This window comes from Occallatibacter sp., from assembly GCF_049510455.1.
Classification (GTDB): Bacteria; Acidobacteriota; Terriglobia; order Terriglobales; family Acidobacteriaceae; genus Telmatobacter.
In genome coordinates this window covers 1-18,575 of record NZ_JBEKYX010000006.1, presented here as the reverse complement: position 1 = coordinate 18,575, position 18,575 = coordinate 1, and the positions used below count along the sequence as shown (strand labels likewise).

Here is an 18,575-nt window from a genome sequence, read left to right as displayed (position 1 = left end):
AAGTTTTTTATAAGGATTTGGATCTCAAAAGCAGATTGATCGCTGAGGCAAGGATTGGAAAAGTCTTTGTCATCGCCGACTCGCTTATCGAAAGCCGCATTTCACAGTCAATCAATGCTCGTGCTTGCCGGGGCGGAGCATCAGGTCCTTGATGGCTTCGCGGGGATTTTTGCCGTGGTCGAGGATGAGTTCCATCTGCTCGGTAATGGGCATTTCTATGCGCTGCTGGCGGGCCAGGCCCAAGGCTGCGCGGGTGGTGTGGACGCCTTCCGCTACTTTGCCGCCGAGTGAGGCGAGGATTTCCGGGAGCTTGCGGCCTTTGCCGAGTTCCACGCCTACGGTGCGGTTGCGGCTGAGGGTTCCGGTGCAGGTGAGGACCAGGTCGCCGAGGCCGGCCAGGCCAGCGAGGGTTTCGCGACGGCCGCCGCAGGAGACGGCGAGGCGCGTCATCTCTGCAATGCCGCGGGTGATGAGCCCGGCCGTGGAGTTTGAGCCGAGGCCCATGCCCGCGGTGATGCCGGCGGCGATGGCGATGACGTTTTTGAGCGCGCCGCCGAGCTCTACGCCGATCAGATCCGCGGAGGTGTAGAGGCGGAGCGATTCCGAGGCGAATTCGCGCTGCACGAGGGATGCGATGGCGTGGTCTTCAAAGGCTACGGTGATGGCTGTGGGCTGGCCTGCTGCGACTTCCTGCGCGAAGCTGGGGCCGCTGAGTGAGCCGACGGGAAGTGTTAGCTCCACTTCAGCGAGTGAGGCGGTGATGACTTGCGATATGCGCAGGAATGAGGCGTTGTCCGTGCTGGCTGCGAGGCCTTTGGTGGCGCTGAGAAGAATGTGGCGGGCGTGCATGTGGCTGCGGAGGCGGCCTATGACGGGGCGAAGGAATTCGCTGGGGATGACGGAGACGAGAATGTCGGCGTATGCGATGGCGGCGTCGTCGCCGGTGACGGCGATTGAGTCTGGCAGACGGATGCCGGGGAGGTATTTACGATTCTCACGCGCGTTGGCGATGGTGCGGGCGGCCTCATGCGAGTGCGACCAGAGTGTGATGGGGCGTCCGTTGCGGGCTAGCGACGATGCGATAGCCGTGCCCCAGGAGCCGGAACCGAGAACTGCGATGCGCGGGGCTATGGGGAGAATTGTCATGGAGAAATGTTATGCGGTTTTGGGCGTGCCGAAGCGATTTTCTGTGCCGCTGAGCAGCCGGCCAATGTTGGCGTGGTGCTTCACAATGATCAGTCCCGACACAATGATTTGGACGGCGACAAAGAAGGCTGGTTTATCGCCATGCACGAAGAACCATGCGAAGATGGGAAAGCTTGCTGCGCCGAGAATGGATGCGAGCGAAACATAGCGGGTGATGGCGACGATGACTGCGAAGACTCCGATGGCCGAGAGCGCTGCCCAGGGCGCGATGACCAGAAAGACGCCGAAGCCTGTGGCCACGCCTTTGCCGCCTTTGAAGCCCAGCCATACGGGAAACATGTGGCCGATGACGGCGCATAGTGCTGCGAGCGCTGCGACATTGCGCGCGGGCCAGTCCGGCAGGAGCCACGCTGCGAGCCATGCGCCGAGTGCCGCGGCAAGCGCGCCCTTGGCTACGTCCAGCATGAAAGTGGCGGCTCCGAGGCCTTTGCCGCCGGAGCGCAGGACATTGGTGGCGCCGATGTTGCCACTGCCGAAGGTGCGGATGTCTTGTTTTTTGAAGACGCGGACCAGCAGATAGCCCACTGGAATGGATCCGAGCAGGTAGGAGAAGGCAATGATGAGCAGGCTTGCAGCGGACATCGAATTGAGTTTAACAGGCACTGAGGGGCACGGGACAAAGGGCGCTAATTACGCTGACTACCCCAAACCGTGCGAACCGTTGACGGTCATAATTGATCACACTTTCAGGCGCCATCCCGCTTAATTTGAAACTTCCATGGGTGACAGAAATGATGAATTTCATTGAGTTTACCGGACGGGAAAATCGGAACGGCACCGTGGACTCAGTTTGTATTATGTGTCAGAAAATCATTGCGACAGGATGGAGCATCGCCGATCTTGTACCCTCAGAGATCGCTCACGTCTGCGATCCTGTGCAGATTATTCCCAGCAAATATCGGCAGACGCAAAGCGTATAAGGCGAAATCTAAAGCACCTGAGCTCGTGACTTTGTCAGGACTTGGGCCTCAGGTATCTCTTTACGTAAGGGTCCCTTGACCTCCATAGAATGGCGCTGGGTAAGCCGCTCGACATTCTGATCGCGCTCGATGACAAGAAGCGTGATTGCCTGGTTTCGGATTTCTCGATCTGTCTCAATGTGGGTCATAAATCTCTCCCACTCCAGTGTGAACGGAAATCTCACGGAGCCGATGTATCGTATTGCTCATCCATGAAGTTCAGATTGGATTGGGACAGTCTGAGTCAGTCATCTTGTTCCACTTGGTCAGACGTAGGGATCTCCAATGACCAATAACGATCCTTCTCTAAGATTCGGATGTCCATCGGTTGGAGATTTTGGTTAGTCAACGCAATTATTACCGGACAAAGGGACAGAAGGAACGATAAAGACAAAGGCAATCGCGACGGTCTACTTGAATTAATTAATCCACCATGAGTTCGCCGGGCATGATGGGGCGGGTGCGCGGCAGTTTGCCGCTCCAGGCTGCGTAGCCTACGGCAGCGAGTGTGGCTGCGTAGATTGCCAGCTTGATGGCGGAGCCCGTTTGTGTGCTGGCGAGAGATGCGGGCATTGCCTTCCAGAGGATGAGCAGCACTGTTTGTGCGATGACGGCGGCCCAGACTGATCCGTAAAAATAGCGGCGTTCTGTGCCTTCGCCTTTTGTGGAGCGGCCTACGCGCGGAAGCAGACCGAGTGCGCCGAGGAGCAGGATGAGGATGCAGAGCGGCAGGTAGGCGTATTGGTAAAGCTGCTTCATGATCCATGTGCCGGTGATGGTGGCATAGATGAGGCCGGCGAGGTTGAGCAGGGCGAAGTTCAGCACGGCGTTCCACGCGAAGGTGTAGCAGACGCGCCGGTAGAGCGGGTTGGGGCGGTCTTCGTCGAAGCGCAGGATGTACGGTTTGGGTTCGCAGCCGGGGGCCTGGCCGAAGATGAGTGCCGTGCCGGTGCCGATAAGAACGATGGCGAGCCAGATGGAGTTGGCGCGGTCAAAGCCGTGCGCGAAGAGGCTGAATGTCAGCGGGCCGGGCGCGAGAAAGAAGACCCAGATCCAGAGAGGCCAATGAAGGACCCGGTAATAACGCTTGTTGCGCGGACGAATCTTGCGTTCATCTGCATACTCCACACGGCCTGTATAACGCATGGGGAAATTCTATCGAAGTGAGGCGCGGGGATGAAAGCCGATCTGCGATGCGAGGCTGTATTCTTGCTTGCGGAGAGGAATTCGAGATGCGTGGGATTGTATTGCGGGGAGCTATTTTTGCGGGGATTTTGGTCGGATGGGCAGGGACAGCTTTGGCGCAGGAACCGCAGCTGGCGTTTACGTGGGATGATCTTCCGGCGCACTCTGCGCTAGCTGCGAATACGACGCGGGTGGAGATTGGACGCAAGATTGTTGCCGCGATGAAGGCTGGTGGTCTGCCGCCTGCGTATGGCTTTGTGAATGGGGTGCAGCTGGAGCATGAGCCGCTCTCTGAGCCGATGCTTCGGGAGTGGCGTGCGGCGGGGTTTCCGCTGGGCAACCATGCTTATACGCACATGAATTTGAATCAGCGGTCTCTGGAGGATTGGGAGGCTGATGTGCTGAAGAATGAGCCGGTGTTGGAGAAGTATGCCGCTGGTTCTGACTGGCACTGGATGCGGTATCCGTATCTGGCCGAAGGCAATACAGCGGAGAAGAGTGCGGGTGCGAGGAAGTTTCTGCTGGCGCATGGGTACAAGGTTGCCGACGTGACGATGAGCTTTGGCGACTACATGTACAACGAGCCGTATGCGCGGTGCGTGGCGAAGAACGATGCGGCATCGATTGCGAAGCTGGAAGAGAGCTATTTGAAGATGGCGGATGCGCAGATCGATTACAGCCGCGCGGCGGCGAAGGCCACGTGGGGGCGCGAGATTCCCTATGTGCTGCTGATGCATGTGGGCGCGATGGATGCGGAGATGCTGCCGCGGTTGATTGATCTCTACAAGAAGCACGGGTTTACTTTTGTGACGCTGCAGGAGGCCGAGAAAGACCCTGCGTATGCGGCGGATCTTGATTTGTCATTGCCGGAGCCGGTGCGTAAGCCGAGCGGGCCGTTGCCTCCTTATCCGCGTGAGGATTTTGATGTGAATGGGGTTTGTAAGTAGGTAGGCTTTGTAGATCGGGGCGTGTAGCTATCCCAGGTCCCAAAGCGGGACCTGGGGCACCCGGCGCATCGTTTGTCCCCTTACCTAAAGATCGAGTTTGCTTAGGGTTTCGCTGAGTAGGTTAAGTGCATCATTCATGCTCATCGATTCGAAGCCCGATGAAATGGCTTCCCGCATTTCTGCGCCTTTGGGGTTAGAACTCCGCAAAAGGATGTGTTTCGCGGTTGGAGTGGTTTCTTGGCGGATTCGTTCAGACTCCTTCATCCTCTCCCGATGGAGAACGGCGGGGTCGCTGTCCGGATCTTGGTACTCCGGGTTGAGAATTTTCTGATCGACCATGAAGGAGAAAAGATGCATCGCCTGAAGTGGGGACATTTCCTGATTAATCGACTCGCCCGTCCGCATACCTTCTCGAACCATGCCGCTTCCCATAAAATGCGGCGACTGAGTAAGTAACGCCATTCTGAGAACCCGAATCTGCAGCGGCGTTGTCTTCGCGTAATCGGGCAATCTCAGGGTTTCCGCCAGCGAGTTCATCAGATCTACCATTTGCGATTCTGTTACTCCCGGGCCTGCCCCGTTCCGATAGGCAGTCTCAGATCTTGCAAGCCGACTCTCGATGACTTGTTCCAGAGGCTCGGGTAGCTTATAGGTGTGAGGAAAGCTGAGCACAACATGAGTAAGCGAGTCGATGGTCGCGGGGTTTGATTTATCTGCCAAACGCGAACTCGACTCCAACATATAATGAGGAGAACGCATAGTATCTCCGTTCGGCACCGGCATGGATGTCTGAATCGGCACGTTAATGGCGACAAAGGGTAACAACGCCATACTGAACCATATAGACTTCACCGTCAACCTCCAAGGCATGAATTAGAGTGGGATCTCAGTAATTGTCCGTCTGGTTTTGTTTTATTGCCCTAAGCGAGACTAATCCGAATTGCGTAATAAAGATCGCGCAATGCCATTTGGATGTCAGGGGGAATTTCGCAGGCGTACCGACACTTATGGGCGGGTGGCTGTAGCGAATCAAAATGTTGTTCCTTTTCTTTCGAGTGGGCATGCCTAGGCTTTGCTGATATCTGCCCCTAGCCCATTACCAAAGTCCAGCGCCCTTCGTAACGCTCCTCATCACTCCGGCCGCAAAAAGCACGTCGCTCCACCCAGGGATGGTTTAGGAGATGTGGACGGTCTCTAGTTGCATGAGGCGGCGGCGGACTAAGTCGAGTGCCTGTTGGGCGGTCCACTCGCGGACGCGGGTACGGGGGCCGCGGAAGGTGCGTTCTAAGACTTCCGTCTTTTGCGCGTCACTGACGGCGATGTAGACGAGGCCGACGGGCTTGGTTTCTGTTGCGCCGGTGGGGCCTGCGATGCCTGTGACGGAGAGACCGATGGTTGCGCCGGTGCGCTTGCGGATGCCTTCAGCGAGTGCGCGCGCGACTTGCTCGCTGACTGCGCCGTGCTGCTCAATGAGTTCCGCGGGAACATCGGCGAAGTGCGTCTTGAGGGCGTTCGAATAGACGACTGCGCCGCCGAGGAATGATCGCGAACTGCCGGGAACTCCAGTGATGCGTTCGGCGACGAGGCCGCCGGTACAGCTTTCTGCTACGGCCAGCGTGGCCTGGCGCAGGCCAAGGTAGTAAAGGACGATCTGCTCCAGGGTTTCGCCGTCAGATGAGTAGAGCCAGTCTTCGAGGAGTTCTTCCAGCTTGCTGGCCAGCTCGTCAACGCGCTGCTGGGCTTGCTCCTGATCTTTTTTGACGCAGTGAAGCTCTAGCTGGATGTCGCCGTTGTGGGCGAGGATGGTGGTTTCGACGTCAGTGTATGTGGTGTACGTTGGCGCAAGAAGCTTGTCGGCCTGCGACTCGGGGATCATGGCCGCCTTGAGCGTGCGCTTGGCGAGATAGCGGACCGGCACCACTTCGCGCAGGCGCGGCATGACTTCGGATTCAAAGAGCGGCTTGCATTCGCTGGGTGGGCCGGGCACGAGCATGATGAGCTTGCGGAAGCCATCATGGGTGATGTCGAGCCATTGGCCGGGTGCGCTGCCGTTGACGTTTGGGATGACCGTTGCGCCTTCGATCACGTCGGCCTGCTTGAGGTTGTTGTCCGGCATGGGCATGCGCCAGGTGGCGGCGCGCGCGGCGAGTGCAGCTACCTGTGTGCCGTCGCGGCGCAGCTTGAGGCTTAGGGTTTCAGCTACGGCTTCGCGGGTGAGATCGTCTTCCGTGGGGCCGAGGCCGCCCATGAGTACGACGATATCCACGCGGCCGAGCGCGGTGCGGAAGGCGTTAACCAGGTCCTTGCGGCGGTCGCCGACGATGGTTTTGAATGCGACGGTTACGCCAAGCTCATTCAGTTTTTCTGTGAGAAAGAGGGAGTTGGTGTCTTGCCGGTGCGGCGTGAGCATCTCAGAGCCAACTGCGATAATTTCCGATCTCATAAAAGCAGCTATTAGCTCCTGGCTATCAGCTTTTAGCTTTGTCGCGGGAGAGCACAATACCTCTTCCGTTCGCGGCTTCTCTGGCGATGTGCTGAACCAGATACAGAGCCAGCAGCTAATTGCTAAAGCTAAAAAAGATTTTGCCCTTCAACACCCAGGTCTACATCATAAACGGCCTGCTGCGTGGCCAGCACGGCTGTGCCTAGCGGGGAAAAGGCAAGACCTACAAGGTTCGCTCCGGAGAGCGCGAGCTGTGCTTCGCCTTTGGCTGTCACGCGCACGATGCCGCGGTGTCCGCGAAGGCATGCGGCAACGTAGATGCTGCCGTCTTGCGCTACGGCGAGCCCCTGCGGACGGCCCAGTCCGCGATACCACTCGCGGGAGTCGCCATGCGGGTCAATCTCGTAGATTGCATCGTTCGATCCCAGCGTGGGGCCGGTTACGTAGAGTGTGCCCGCCGCATTGACGGCGAGATGATAGGCCGCGGCGCTTGGCTCCAGCGTGGCGTGAACGAAGATCTGCTGCTGTGGATTGATCTTGAAGATGGTGCCGCTGCGGTCGCCGACGTAGAGGTTGCCCTCTGCGTCAAAGGCGGCGCCTGTTGCGATGCCCATCCCTTCGGCGTAAACCGTGAACTCGCCCGCTGCATCGACACGATAGACGATTCCCTCGGCGCGCGAGGTGACAAAGAGATCGCCTTCAGGATTAAAGGTCAGGCCGGTGGCGTTCAGGATATCTTTAACAAAGGGCGTTCCGCGACCATCCGCCGGACTGATACGCACGACGGAGACCGGAGTTGACTTGCCACGCTGGCCGGAGATGGTGGCGTAGATCATTCCCGAGCGGCTTACCGCCGGGCTTGTTACCGGATGCAGGCCAGAGATCAGCTCGCGGGCCACGCGCAGCGGAGCCGAATGCGTCGCGCCAGTTTGAGTGCGAACTTCCACCAGCCCCGTTGCGGCGGGATCGGGCACACGGAAGATCAGCCGCGCCGGGCGGCTCAGCAGCACATGCACCGCTTCACCACCGATGAGCACTTCAGGCGGCAGAAAGCCACTAGGACCCAGATTCGCGCCGGTCAGCTCCACATCGCCGCCCGGCAGTGCGGCTGCGGGCAGGATATCGTCGATGCGGGGAGTCTGTGCGTCAGGAGTCTGGGGTACGGATTGGGTGCGTGCGCGTGGCATGATTGCCTCCGGCGGCTCAGATCCAGATGCGAATGAGCGCGCCGATACCCCAAGCATACAACCCTGCGGCCACGTCGTCGAAGACGATTCCCCATCCCTCCGGCAGGCTTTCCAACTGGCGTGCCGGAAAGGGCTTGAGAATGTCGAAGATCCGGAAGAGAACCAGTGCAATCAGCCCATGCTTCCAGTCCAGCGGCGCTCCCAGCAAGGCGACCCACTGTCCGGCCACTTCATCAATGACGACGAAGCCGGGATCTTTGCGTCCGCTCTCCCGTGCGGCGATGGTTGCAGCCGGCACACCCGCCGCAATTGACAGCACAATTCCGGCGCAAAGCATCCAGATCATTGCAGTTGGAGCTGGATGGAGCGCCCATGCCGCGAGCGCCCACAGCAAGAGTGCTGCTACTGAGCCCCAGGTGCCCGGTCCCGGCTTGCCGAGGCCTGCGCCGAAGAAAGTAGCTATGGTCCAGGCCCAGAATGTCTTTTTTGTTGCCGCGGCGCTACTGCTCATCGGAGTCTCGGCTTTGTCCGTCGCGCAGCCCATCCAGGTCTTCGAGCACATCGGGGTCCAGCACCGGCGAACTGATCTTATAAACGCCCATGGCCCACTTGCCCAGGTCGATCTTGCGGCAGCGGTCGCTGCAGAAAGGGAAGTCCTCGTCTTTGGGCTGGACCAGCATTCCACATGAGGGGCAGCGTAGGATTTTGGCGGTTTTTTTTGTTTGAGTCATACGGTATAGGGGATCGCTTCTATTTTACCGGGCAGCTACATCGCAATGACCTGCAGGCCTTGGATGAGACGGAAGTGGCGTATATTGCTTGTGACAATCGCGTAACCGAATTCCAGAGCGGCTGCGCCGATCAGCAGATCCATCGATGGAATGGTAATTCCGCTGGCAGCTTGCATACCATCGATTTTTCCTGCGAGCGTTGCGGTGGATTTTGTGTAGGCAAGAACTTCCACATCCACTAGAAGATCCCGAATGAAGTTTTCCCGCATCGAACGCATTTCAGAAGATTTTGCCCGGTAGATTGCGTGAACAAGCTCTGTGAGGGCAATCGATGAGATTGCCACATGTTGATCGCCGGCTACTGACGAGATTGCTCGTAGCGGCCCAGCGGGAGTTTCCTGCCGGCGCTCCGCTGCAATCACAATGCTCGAATCGAGAGTCAGTCCCATGCCGGCGGGTTGAGCGGCTCACGATGAGCCATGATTGCAGCTTCAATATCGCGCGCGAAATCTTCGTCAATGGTTGCGGTCGATCCGCGCGCTTCAGCTCTTGCAATAGCCTCAGAAAGCAAAATACCGGGGCTTTCAGCGGGCGGATGGATGACAGCTATAGTGCGGTTGTCATCCTCAATCACCACCTCAGTGCCAGTTCGTACGCGAGCCATCACGGCCGCGAAATCGCGCACCGCTTCGGCCTCCGAGATGTGAAACGTCGCCATACGTATGATAATAATCCCAATCTGAAGTTGCTTAAAGCAGTGCCCGGATTTTATGGTGCAGGGCGAATGAGAATCGTGCTTACGGCGCGCCTGTTCTGTGCAGTGATGGTTGTTCTGCTCTTCTTGGCGGCTCATGCCGCCGCGCAGGCGCAGCCGCCATCCGGCGCTGCTGTCCAAAATCCGCAAGGCGATGCCGCGCCTGCCGTTCTGCGGATCACGACGCGCGAAGTGCTCGTCGATGTTGTGGCCACGGATGATCGTAACCATCCCGTGCGCGATCTTTCCGCAAGCGAGATTGAGATTGTGGAAGTAAAGGATGGCGGCCGCAAGGATTCAGTTGCGATGGCGTCATTTCACCCTGCGGATGCCGCGCTTGAGGACGCTCAGCCGGCGCCGCAGTCTGGAGGTTTTCGTGTTTCCTTAGGCGGAGACTGTGCAGCGCGAGCCACGTTTCACTACGAGATTTCTTTTCATCCTGACGAGGATGGATGGCAGAGCGGCTATCACAATATCGAGGTGCGGACGACTCGTAAGGCAGTGAAGCTTTCGTATCACAATCGCTACTATGTGGGCGCGAAAGAAGCGCTGCCTGGCTTGCCTTCGCGCAAGGACCTCGATGCGGCATTGCAGAATGCGGCTTGCTACCATCCTGATGTTCCGGCGTCCATTGGGCTTTCCGTGCAGCCTGTGGCCACTGGAATCAAGGACACATTGCGCTACTTCGTGACGGTGGATGCGGATTCACTGAAGTTCATCTCCGTCTCTTTCGGCAATCAGCGAGTGCAGTTGGATTATGGGGCCTGCGCCTTTAACGCGCAGGGACGACCGACTCGCTACTTCAGCTCGGCAGCAGATCGGATGCTGACTTCATCGGAGTTTGCGCGAGCGACTGTGCATGGCTTTCCGAACCTGCTGGAGTTTCCGCGGATGAAAGACGTTGTGTTGATGCGCATTGCGGTGCGGGACCGTACGACGGGCAATATCGGAACTACTACGATACCGCTTACACAGGCAGCCCCGCTGCGAGAGGCTGAGGTTGACCGTACGCATGATGAACACACCGTGGAAAAAATAGCGATGGGGCAGCTCGATTATGCCCGTATGCGAGCCAATAGCGTCGCCTCCTATCTCGCTCCCTTATCTGGGCCAATTGGTTCGTTCGGTTCTATTCTTCCCAAGCAGAATTCGTTCTGCGGGGATGTTTATGAGCTGCCCAAGGGTACTGGTCAGCTGCCTAATTTCTGGAATCTCAGCTCTGTGGGAAGTCTCTACACTTCATCGCTCGATGTGCCGGAGCAGATTTTTTCAAATACCGGAGGCGTTGCGGGAGTTACGAGCCATGCGGAATGGTTCGGCATTGATTACCACGCGGTTTTCTGGGTGAAGAACGCGGGAGAGTATGAGTTCCATGCGGTAGTGGACGACGGAGTGCGGCTTTATATTGACGACCAGAAGGTCATTGACCTCGATGGTCTGCACTCCGGCGCTGATCGAGGCGGGCGGGTCACTTTAAGCGCGGGCCTGCACACGATCCACGTTCCGTACTTTCAGGGAGAGCCTTACTCGGTTGGGCTTGTGCTCGCCGTCAGGCCGCCTGGCGAGAAAAATTTCCGCATCTTCGATCTGCGGGAATTTGCTGCGCCGGGGGAAACTGCAAAATCACCAGGCGCTGCTCAATGATCAGTGGCGAAGCCAGCCAGCGCTGAAGACTACGCGGCGTCGCGGTAGGGGAGGCCGTTTCTCACAAAGAAATCCACGCAGGCCTGCTGTATCTCTCGCCGCAGCGCGCGCTTTTCCCGCGTCCGGATTTTGTGGCCCTTCTTGATCTCATCCATGGACTTTTCCTCAAGCGGTAGCGGCGTGATGAAAAAGCCGCCTTCGTTGGGCTGAATTCCGCGCTGGAGGAAGAAATCATCGTAGGAGTGCTGGAAAGATGTGGCGTATGTTGCATCGTAGGAAATCTGCTGGATGCCGCTGATGCAGGCCGCCGTATCGATTTCGAATATGTTTCCGATGCCCTGCAGCGTAGCAAACAGTAGCGCTATAGGACCGACATCCCCAAAGCTTTTGGTGGCGTGCGACAGCTCCTGATGGAAGCCTTTAACGCCCTGAAGGCGTGTGATCAGGAAGACGTCCTTTGCCGTGGATTGCACGATCCGGCCGGGGACGATGGAAAACCCCATGACGTAGATAATTTTGTCTCCCATCTCCAGATTCAAGGACAGTTCGCCTTCCGTATCGAAGGGCATCGAGAGGCACATGGTAATGGCCAGGCGAATGCCATTTTCTTCCAGCTCGAAGAGAGCGATCTTGTCCATCAATGTCCAGCGCAGGAGCCAGATAGGGAGCACCGTGCGGAGTCGATCGTAGTGATGGAAGAAGCACTCAGCGCAAGCTGAGATGGGTAAATCGCGCAAGAGATACCGGCAGGTGAGGTGCTTGTAGGGAAGCCTCGGGTAGACCTGAGCTGTCTCGTTGAGCACTGGGTCTGTAAACAGGCCTGCAATTTTTCGTTGCGTAGGAATGCTGATCGCCATACGCGACAAGAGCCCCGCCATCATGCGCGTGGATCGGAGCATCGGCGGATTGCTCAGGGTCTTCAGCGATTTCCAGAGAACACCGAAGCTCTTTGCGATGCTTCCCCCGGTACTGTCACCCGGTTCAATCGGTAAGGCGTAATTCCAAGACATGAGTGATCCTTGACCCTCACAACAGAATTGCCAGCCCTCGGGTCAAAATCGTTGGCTTTGATTTGTTTGAAGCGGTGCGATGAGCACTTGACCCTCACGCAGGAGTTAAATACTTAGTGATTCTTACCCTGCTGAAAGCTCAGCGCCATACCAAAAAAGTTATAAGGAATATATAAAGCAGTAATCAAAATTTAGTTACTTTTGCGCGTTCCCGCGGCCGATTTTGGAAATCCAATTCGGCCTTATTGTTTCCGATGCTTCTTTTGGCTTAAGAGTTTGCTGGGAGTGGTCCTGAGATAATTCGCGCCACTACATCGTATTCATGGGCTTCTGTAATCTTGGCCCGGTAAAACCGGCCTGCCTCAAGGGCTTCGAGATCGCCGAAATCGTTGATGTATACCTTGCCATCGATCTCGGGCGCGTGGAACTGCGTGCGCCCTTCCCACAGCAGGGGAGTCTCTTCGCTTTCGCCTTCGACGAGCACTACGGCTTCGCGGCCTACCCATTCCTGCCTGGCACGTTTGCTGATGCCTTGCTGCAGCTTCATCAGACGGCGTTTGCGGGCCTCTATGGTGCGTTTGGGGACTTTCGCGTCGAGGGCGTGGGCCTTTGAGCCTTCTTCATCGGAGTAATTGAAGACGCCGAGCCAGTCGAATTTCGCTTCTGTGATGAACTCCTCCAGAAGCTCAAAGTCGCGGAGCGATTCGCCGGGAAAGCCGACGATGAAAGAGGTGCGGAGAACGATGCCGGGGACGGCTTTGCGCACCTTCTCAATTGTCTTGAGGAAAATCTCGGCGCCCGCTCCGCGCTTCATGATCTTGAGTACGGACGGCGAGGCATGCTGTAACGGCACGTCGAGATACTTGCAGATATTGTCATGCTTCGCGATGGTCTCGAGCAGCTTGCCGGTAATGCGATTGGGATAGGCGTAGAGGAAGCGCAGCCAGCGCAGGCCTGGGATTTGGGCCAGTTCATCGAGCAGCGTGGAGAGGCCGTCTTTGAGGCCGAAGTCTTCGCCGTAACAGGTGGTGTCCTGGCCGATGAGCGTAATCTCCTGCACGCCGCGTGAGACGAGCTGGCGGGCTTCCGCGACTACGGACTCGAAGCGGCGCGAGCGGAATTTGCCGCGAAGGTTGGGGATCACGCAGAAGGTGCAGGGATGGTCGCAGCCTTCGGCGATCTTGATGTAGGCCGAGGTCTTGCCGGTCGAAAGCAGTCGAGGCGTTGATTCGTCGTAAAGATATGTGGGCAGCAGATGCGATGCGCCCTGCCACTCTTCGCGATCGAAGCGGCCTTGCGTTTCGCGGTGATCGCCTTCGGCGCGGAAGCCCATCGGGCTGTTCTCGTGTTTGTGTTCGTGGCCGGCGTGATGTGTCCCTGCGAGAGCTTCTTTGCCTGCATGAACTGTGGCACTGCCCGTGAGAATGGTGAAAGGCGAAGCTGCGACTGGCGTGCGCTTCAGTCCAGCGGCTTCGAGGATGGCTTCGAGCTCGCCGGTGCCGACCACGGCGTCTACTTCCGGAATGCTTTTGCGGATCTCATCGCGGTAGCGTTCGACGAGGCAGCCGGCGACGATGAGCTTCTTTGCGCGGCCTTCGGTTTTGTGGCGCGCCATTTCCAGGATCGTGTCGACGGATTCCTGCTTGGCAGTGTCAATGAAGCTGCAGGTGTTAACGACGAGAATTTCTGCCTCTTCGGGATTCGCCGTGAGGCGCGCGCCCGCGTAATCGAGCAGGCCCATCATGACTTCAGAGTCGACGAGATTCTTGGGGCAGCCGAGCGAGACAAAACCTACGATGGGCGCGGTTTTCGCGCTGATTTTTTCTTCTATTTCTGTAACAATGCTCACCTTCTTATTGTACCGGGAAGTGAGATTCCGCGCTGCTATTGTGATGCCGCGCGCAAGTGCAAATGCTTATCTCTGCACGAATGGCGCGAAGCGCAGTCACCTGCACCGGAGGTGTTAAAATCAATCAGTGCCGGGTCCTACGCGACGTAATCCCGCCAAACCCGCCAGGTCCGGAAGGAAGCAACGGTAACGGGCTAGTACGGGCGCAGTAGGTCACCCGGTACTTTTTGGTTTGTACGCAGGCGCGCAAGCGCCTTTATTCTTGTCGTCATGATGATTGAGAAGTCAGGAGAAAAGCTTTGACCCTCGCCGTGCGTCCCGTGGTGGGCCGGCGCGCCAAGATTACGGCGCTCGGAACCTATGTCCCCCCGCAAGTGCTGACCAATCAAGACCTCGAAAAGATTGTCGAGACCAGCGACGAGTGGATTTTTACCCGCACCGGCATTCGCGAGCGGCACGTTCTGGCCAAGGGGCTTGGCACCAGCGATATGTGCGTGGAAGCGGCGAAGAAGTGCCTTGCTGCACGCGGCATTGAACCCACGGATGTGGAAGCGATCATCGTGGGCACTGTGACTCCGGACATGATGTTTCCTTCGACGGCGTGCCTGGTGCAGACCAAGATTGGCGCGGCGGGCGCATGGGGCTTTGATGTTTCGGCGGGCTGCTCGGGCTTTATTTATGCGCTGCAGGCTGGCGTAAAGCTGGTGGAGAGCGGTGCGCACTCCAAGGTGCTGGTGTGCGGCGCGGACGCCAACACACGCATGGTGGACTATACCGACCGCACCACCTGCATTCTGTTTGGCGACGGCGCGGGAGCGGTGCTGATTGAGCCTTGTGAAGAGGGCGAGATTGGCATGATTGATTTTGTGCACGAGATTGATGGTTCCGGCGGTCCGGCGCTGAATATGCCTGCGGGCGGAAGCCTGAATCCTTCGAGCCACGAGACGATTGATAAGAAGATGCACTTCATCCACCAGGATGGGCCGACGGTGTACAAGTTTGCGGTGCGCAAGATGGCTGAGGCTACATTGAAGGTTCTTGAGCGCAATGGTGTGACCGGGCCTGAGTTGGGCGTCTTTATTTCACACCAGGCGAATCTGCGCATCATCAATGCCACGGCGGAGCGGCTTGGCATTGAATCTGATCGCGTGATCGTGAATATCGACCGCTACGGCAATACTTCTGCCGGGACGATTCCGCTGGCGATGGAAACTGCTGTGCAGGAAGGCAAGCTCAAGAAGGGCGACCTGGTTCTGCTTGCCGCCGCAGGTGCGGGATTTACGGTTGGCGCGGCGTTGCTGCGTTGGGAGATTTAGACAGGGATCAGGGGACAGAGATCAGTTAAGAGCCCTGCATATGCAGGGCTCTTGTATTTTGATCTGCCATGATGAGCTATAGGCTCATCTGTTGGGCTGTCAGGTTCAACTCATATTTTGGCAGCACACCCGCTGCGGCTGCTTCGCGGAAGAATCCGCGCATCCCTTCGATGCATTCTTCGTCGAGAACGTAATGGATGTTCTCTGTGAGGTAGGTGCGGATTGTTTCGGCGGGGAGCGGTATCTTGCGGGTCCACTCTGTCACAAGCGCGTCGATATTCGCGAGGCCATGATCGCGGGAGCGGATGAAGTCCTCGGCGACACTGTTGTCGACACCGGTGTGGGCGGCCCAGATTGCGGAGATGTAGGGCAGGCCGGTCATCGTCTTCCACTCCAAAGCCAGATCGTGATAGATGAGCTCTTCGCCGGTGCGCTCGAAGCGGTTGGCCTGCTCTTCCAGAGCCATCAGTGCGGGGTCGCCAATCATCACAGCCGCGTCGGTTCGCTCCAGCATTGCATCCAGGTCCGCGGTCATCTGCACGAACTCAGGAACTCCGTTCGTCCACTTTTTGAACAGAATCTTTGTGTAGGCCAGAGTCGTCCGGCTGGCCCTGTCTGCGGCTACCGTGCGAATCTCGCTCAGCTTCTGGCCCGCCCGCCGCACCAGCAGCAGCGAACGCACGCGACCCTTTGACGCAATTGTGCATCCGGGCAGCACCCGCAGATTGGGATTACGCGCCAGCGCCGCAATGGGCACCAGCCCGATGTCAGCCGCGCCGCTCTCCAGCCTGTCGGCACACTCTGAGGGCAGCATCATGTCGATGCGATAGCGTTGCGACAGTTCTTCATGGAATGGAGGATGTTCCAAATCCCACATCAGCGGTGCGGGATTCAGAAAACGGATAGCGGCGATACGGAGGCGAGAATCAGCAGATGGAGCCACACTTCTAGTCTAAATTGCAGCCGCGCGGAATCTTTCGGTAGGGGGCGGTTTGAATCCATAGATCTTGAATCCATAGATCGAACCAGCGTTGACATAACGTGCAATTTTCGACTACGCAACAAATCGACCGGAACTCTGGACGACTATCTATTTCACGGCTCAATGAGCGCTTTACGCTGTTAGCGGCAAATGAAAATAGGAGTTGCGATAGATGACGTTGAAGAACTGAGGCCGCGATTTCATGTTGACATTTATTCGGAATCCGATATATTGTGTTCCGAGTATGAAAGTTGACGTCCAGAAATACCTGCCTCTTTCCCCTGCCACGCTGCACGTCCTGCTGGCGCTCTCCGGCGGCGAACTGCACGGCTACGGCATCATGCTGGAGGCTGCGCGGCAGTCCGGCGGCCAGTACAAGATCGGTCCCGGCACCCTCTATGACAACCTGAAGAAGCTGCTTGCCGCGGGCCTGGTCGAAGAGTCACAGCCTGAGAACCCTGAGACCGGCGCTCGGCGCACGTTTCGAATCGCCACATTGGGCCATAGCGTACTGGCCGCGGAGGTTGAGCGGCTCAGCGGCGTGCTCCGCCACGCGCGACGTTCCATCCGGCTCGCCGAAAGAAGGTCGTGATGCACACCCTCCATCGCCGCATCTACCGCCTGCTGTTGCGCCTGCATCCTGTTGCGTTCCGCAATGAATTTGCTCGCGAAATGGCGCTCGACTTCGAGGAGGCTCTGCATACCTATGGTTTCGCCCGTCTCTTCCTCGATGCAGCTGGATCGCTCGCCCGTCAGTGGTCGACAGGAATTCCCTCCGTCGCTTCTAATCAAGTCTCCGCGCCCCGGTCGTCGCTGCTTGGCGGCAACTATGTCGTGGTCGGCGACAGGCCGTTCACTGCGTTGGGACTCGGACTTGGCCTGATTGCCTCCGTGACCCAGCTTGCGCTATGCCTGTTTGCGCTCAGTGCCGGTTCCGGACATATGCCTGGTTTTTATGTCGTCTATGCGTCATCCAGCACCCAGGCTGCGCACGGTAACACAAATCCGGAAACGCCCTTGCCGGCCAGTGGAAGCTCCAGTTCCGGGTTCATGCCTTCGCAAATTGCAGCAAGCCTGGGCTTCACTCGCCCCGGCTCTGCGCAAACCGTCCAGTCAAAGCCTGAGCTGCTCCTCTTCCATCCCCCGGGTCCGTTGCCCTCCTATGAGGTCGCCACCGTCAAGCCGATTGACCCAGAAACTGCGAGCACTATAGTCAAGCTCCCGCCAAGCGGGTCTCTCAGCCCGCTGAGCATTCGCCGCTACATCATGAACGCATACGGCGCCATTTACGCTCCGCAGATTGTCGGCGGTCCGGATTGGCTCAACAAAGATGCATACCGCATCAACAGCAAGGTTCCCGACGATATCGAGTCCGCATTCCAGAAGATGACCCGCGAGGAGCACAACGACCAGACCCGCATGATGGAGCAGTCCCTCCTCGCAGACCGCTTTCACCTCAAAGCGCACTTTGAAACCCGTGTCCTGCCGGTCTATGAGCTAGTGTCAGACAAGGCCGGCCTCAAAATCACTGAGGTCCCCGCGCCGCTGGAGAGCAAACCTGGCGGCCCGCCGATGGGCCTGCACCCCGGCGACCCGCTGCCTCCCGGCACGTTGATGACCACAGTTAACAACAACGGCCTCCGCGTCCTTAACGGACGCGCCATCAAAATGCAGTTGCTGGCCCGCGTGATCGGCAGTGATATCGGGGGTCGTCCCATCGTCGACCACACGGGCTTCACTGGCTACTTCGATGTTACCGATCTCACCTGGGCGCCGCTCGCCGAGGCCGGCGACACCAGCGAGCCCGATGCGCTCTCGCTCCCCGGCGCGCTCAAAGAGAAGCTCGGCATCAAGATCGTCCCCGCTAAAGATCCGATCGAGGTCCTCGTCATCGATAGCATCGAGCGGCCTACGCCAAATTAGCAGGCTTGGAGTTTGCAGCAGAATGAGGTTTGAGTAACTTGCCCAGGGCTTGCAGCGGTACGGTCTTCAGTTGGCGCAAAATCGCCGAGGCGCACCTACCAAGCCAAAGAAGCAGTTCTCTGTGAATTCAAACTGAGACACGCCCGTTTGTCGCCTGCGCTTGACTTTCCCCATCACAACAACGTACCTTCACCACAAATCCCTTAGAAATTTCCAAGTATTCGCTGCTGCACTTCTTTCCTCGCTTCTCACTGCGTTGCCAGAGGCTCTCTTCATGGCGACACTCTCGCAGAATTTCTCCGACGCTCCGTGCGTCCCTCCAGACGATGACCGCCTTGCGTGGCTTGCGCTCACGCTTACGCCCGGCCTTGGTCCACGCCGCATTCTCGAAGGCATGCGCGAGCTGGATGCGGCCAGCGGCATCTTCCGCATGACATTG

General features: G+C 57.9%; 18 protein-coding genes and 1 other RNA gene. 6 read left to right on the top strand and 13 right to left on the bottom strand.

Annotation, left to right across the window (positions count from 1 at the left end; all coding sequences use genetic code 11):
• Positions 1-111 precede the first annotated feature (111 nt).
• The 3 genes from ABSG47_RS02015 to ABSG47_RS02005 all read right to left on the bottom strand — a co-directional run bounded on the left by ABSG47_RS02015 (position 112) and on the right by ABSG47_RS02005 (position 3,311).
• On the bottom strand, positions 112-1,146 hold the full coding sequence (locus tag ABSG47_RS02015; RefSeq protein WP_424165705.1) for an NAD(P)H-dependent glycerol-3-phosphate dehydrogenase: 1,035 nt from the start codon (positions 1,144-1,146) through the stop codon (positions 112-114).
• 9 nt (positions 1,147-1,155) lie between these two features.
• Entirely contained in the window at positions 1,156-1,788 is a 633-nt protein-coding gene (plsY, locus tag ABSG47_RS02010; RefSeq protein WP_424165702.1) for a glycerol-3-phosphate 1-O-acyltransferase PlsY, read from the bottom strand.
• Between the two features lie 800 nt (positions 1,789-2,588).
• Positions 2,589-3,311, bottom strand: a complete 723-nt coding sequence (locus tag ABSG47_RS02005; protein WP_424165699.1) for a hypothetical protein — start codon at positions 3,309-3,311, stop codon at positions 2,589-2,591.
• Between the two features lie 86 nt (positions 3,312-3,397).
• Here ABSG47_RS02005 and ABSG47_RS02000 point away from each other — a divergent pair, with 86 nt between their 5' ends.
• Positions 3,398-4,297, top strand: coding sequence for a polysaccharide deacetylase family protein (locus ABSG47_RS02000; RefSeq protein ID WP_424165697.1), 900 nt, complete (start codon positions 3,398-3,400; stop codon positions 4,295-4,297).
• 84 nt (positions 4,298-4,381) lie between these two features.
• Here the strand turns inward: ABSG47_RS02000 and ABSG47_RS01995 are convergent, their stop codons facing one another.
• From ABSG47_RS01995 to ABSG47_RS01965, 7 genes are all read right to left on the bottom strand, one after another.
• Positions 4,382-5,149: a hypothetical protein gene (locus tag ABSG47_RS01995; protein ID WP_424165694.1), complete on the bottom strand. Its 768-nt coding sequence runs from the start codon at positions 5,147-5,149 to the stop codon at positions 4,382-4,384.
• Positions 5,150-5,471: 322 nt separating this feature from the next.
• The gene (locus tag ABSG47_RS01990) at positions 5,472-6,740 is read right to left on the bottom strand and encodes a competence/damage-inducible protein A (RefSeq protein ID WP_424165692.1); all 1,269 of its coding nucleotides are present in this window, start codon (positions 6,738-6,740) and stop codon (positions 5,472-5,474) included.
• A gap of 128 nt (positions 6,741-6,868) precedes the next feature.
• Positions 6,869-7,927 (bottom strand): gluconolaconase, encoded by a 1,059-nt coding sequence (locus ABSG47_RS01985; RefSeq protein WP_424165689.1) that lies wholly within the window; start codon positions 7,925-7,927, stop codon positions 6,869-6,871.
• Between the two features lie 16 nt (positions 7,928-7,943).
• Complete coding sequence (locus tag ABSG47_RS01980; protein ID WP_424165686.1) at positions 7,944-8,438, bottom strand: phosphatidylglycerophosphatase A family protein; 495 nt, start codon at positions 8,436-8,438, stop codon at positions 7,944-7,946.
• Positions 8,428-8,658, bottom strand: a complete 231-nt coding sequence (locus ABSG47_RS01975; RefSeq protein ID WP_424165683.1) for a DNA gyrase inhibitor YacG — start codon at positions 8,656-8,658, stop codon at positions 8,428-8,430. Before ABSG47_RS01975 ends, ABSG47_RS01980 begins: the two co-directional genes overlap by 11 nt.
• 35 nt (positions 8,659-8,693) lie before the next feature.
• The gene (locus ABSG47_RS01970) at positions 8,694-9,107 is read right to left on the bottom strand and encodes a PIN domain-containing protein (RefSeq protein WP_424165680.1); all 414 of its coding nucleotides are present in this window, start codon (positions 9,105-9,107) and stop codon (positions 8,694-8,696) included.
• A complete protein-coding gene (locus ABSG47_RS01965; RefSeq protein WP_424165677.1) occupies positions 9,098-9,643 on the bottom strand; it encodes a type II toxin-antitoxin system Phd/YefM family antitoxin in 546 nt (181 codons plus the stop codon). The genes ABSG47_RS01970 and ABSG47_RS01965 overlap by 10 nt, the downstream gene beginning before the upstream one ends.
• A 3-nt stretch (positions 9,644-9,646) precedes the next feature.
• Here ABSG47_RS01965 and ABSG47_RS01960 point away from each other — a divergent pair, with 3 nt between their 5' ends.
• Positions 9,647-11,056, top strand: coding sequence for a PA14 domain-containing protein (locus ABSG47_RS01960; protein WP_424165674.1), 1,410 nt, complete (start codon positions 9,647-9,649; stop codon positions 11,054-11,056).
• Positions 11,057-11,085: 29 nt separating this feature from the next.
• On the opposite strand, the gene ABSG47_RS01955 is transcribed toward ABSG47_RS01960, so the two are convergent.
• Positions 11,086-12,066: a DUF535 family protein gene (locus ABSG47_RS01955; RefSeq protein ID WP_424165672.1), complete on the bottom strand. Its 981-nt coding sequence runs from the start codon at positions 12,064-12,066 to the stop codon at positions 11,086-11,088.
• 268 nt (positions 12,067-12,334) lie between these two features.
• Entirely contained in the window at positions 12,335-13,915 is a 1,581-nt protein-coding gene (gene rimO / locus ABSG47_RS01950; RefSeq protein ID WP_424165669.1) for a 30S ribosomal protein S12 methylthiotransferase RimO, read from the bottom strand.
• A 128-nt stretch (positions 13,916-14,043) separates the two neighbouring features.
• Between rimO and ffs the strand changes: the two genes are divergently transcribed.
• Positions 14,044-14,141, top strand: an RNA gene (gene ffs, locus ABSG47_RS01945) — signal recognition particle sRNA small type.
• Between the two features lie 73 nt (positions 14,142-14,214).
• On the top strand, positions 14,215-15,231 hold the full coding sequence (locus tag ABSG47_RS01940) for a beta-ketoacyl-ACP synthase III (protein ID WP_424165666.1): 1,017 nt from the start codon (positions 14,215-14,217) through the stop codon (positions 15,229-15,231).
• 76 nt (positions 15,232-15,307) lie between these two features.
• On the opposite strand, the gene ABSG47_RS01935 is transcribed toward ABSG47_RS01940, so the two are convergent.
• A complete protein-coding gene (locus ABSG47_RS01935; RefSeq protein WP_424165664.1) occupies positions 15,308-16,174 on the bottom strand; it encodes a menaquinone biosynthetic enzyme MqnA/MqnD family protein in 867 nt (288 codons plus the stop codon).
• A 283-nt stretch (positions 16,175-16,457) separates the two neighbouring features.
• On the opposite strand from ABSG47_RS01935, the gene ABSG47_RS01930 reads away from it, so the two are divergent.
• Together ABSG47_RS01930 and ABSG47_RS01925 are read left to right on the top strand one after the other, a co-directional pair.
• Positions 16,458-16,805 carry a PadR family transcriptional regulator gene (locus tag ABSG47_RS01930; protein WP_424165662.1) on the top strand — a complete coding sequence of 116 codons (348 nt, stop codon included), beginning with the start codon at positions 16,458-16,460 and terminating at the stop codon, positions 16,803-16,805.
• The gene (locus tag ABSG47_RS01925; protein ID WP_424165660.1) at positions 16,805-18,136 is read left to right on the top strand and encodes a TIGR03435 family protein; all 1,332 of its coding nucleotides are present in this window, start codon (positions 16,805-16,807) and stop codon (positions 18,134-18,136) included. The genes ABSG47_RS01930 and ABSG47_RS01925 overlap by 1 nt, the downstream gene beginning before the upstream one ends.
• Positions 18,137-18,575 lie beyond the last annotated feature (439 nt).

Excerpts from the sequence above, each read along its gene's own strand:
- ABSG47_RS02015 (WP_424165705.1), bottom strand. The coding sequence starts at position 1,146 with ATGACAATTCTCCCCATAGCCCCGCGCATCGCAGTTCTCGGTTCCGGC.
- plsY (WP_424165702.1), bottom strand. The coding sequence starts at position 1,788 with ATGTCCGCTGCAAGCCTGCTCATCATTGCCTTCTCCTACCTGCTCGGA.
- ABSG47_RS02005 (WP_424165699.1), bottom strand. The coding sequence starts at position 3,311 with ATGCGTTATACAGGCCGTGTGGAGTATGCAGATGAACGCAAGATTCGT.
- ABSG47_RS02000 (WP_424165697.1), top strand. The coding sequence starts at position 3,398 with ATGCGTGGGATTGTATTGCGGGGAGCTATTTTTGCGGGGATTTTGGTC.
- ABSG47_RS01990 (WP_424165692.1), bottom strand. The coding sequence starts at position 6,740 with ATGAGATCGGAAATTATCGCAGTTGGCTCTGAGATGCTCACGCCGCAC.
- ABSG47_RS01985 (WP_424165689.1), bottom strand. The coding sequence starts at position 7,927 with ATGCCACGCGCACGCACCCAATCCGTACCCCAGACTCCTGACGCACAG.
- ABSG47_RS01980 (WP_424165686.1), bottom strand. The coding sequence starts at position 8,438 with ATGAGCAGTAGCGCCGCGGCAACAAAAAAGACATTCTGGGCCTGGACC.
- ABSG47_RS01975 (WP_424165683.1), bottom strand. The coding sequence starts at position 8,658 with ATGACTCAAACAAAAAAAACCGCCAAAATCCTACGCTGCCCCTCATGT.
- ABSG47_RS01970 (WP_424165680.1), bottom strand. The coding sequence starts at position 9,107 with ATGGGACTGACTCTCGATTCGAGCATTGTGATTGCAGCGGAGCGCCGG.
- ABSG47_RS01965 (WP_424165677.1), bottom strand. The coding sequence starts at position 9,643 with ATGGTTACGATCATCCGTGGCCACAACATCGACGAGCACTTCGCGCGT.
- ABSG47_RS01955 (WP_424165672.1), bottom strand. The coding sequence starts at position 12,066 with ATGTCTTGGAATTACGCCTTACCGATTGAACCGGGTGACAGTACCGGG.
- ABSG47_RS01930 (WP_424165662.1), top strand. The coding sequence starts at position 16,458 with ATGAAAGTTGACGTCCAGAAATACCTGCCTCTTTCCCCTGCCACGCTG.
- ABSG47_RS01925 (WP_424165660.1), top strand. The coding sequence starts at position 16,805 with ATGCACACCCTCCATCGCCGCATCTACCGCCTGCTGTTGCGCCTGCAT.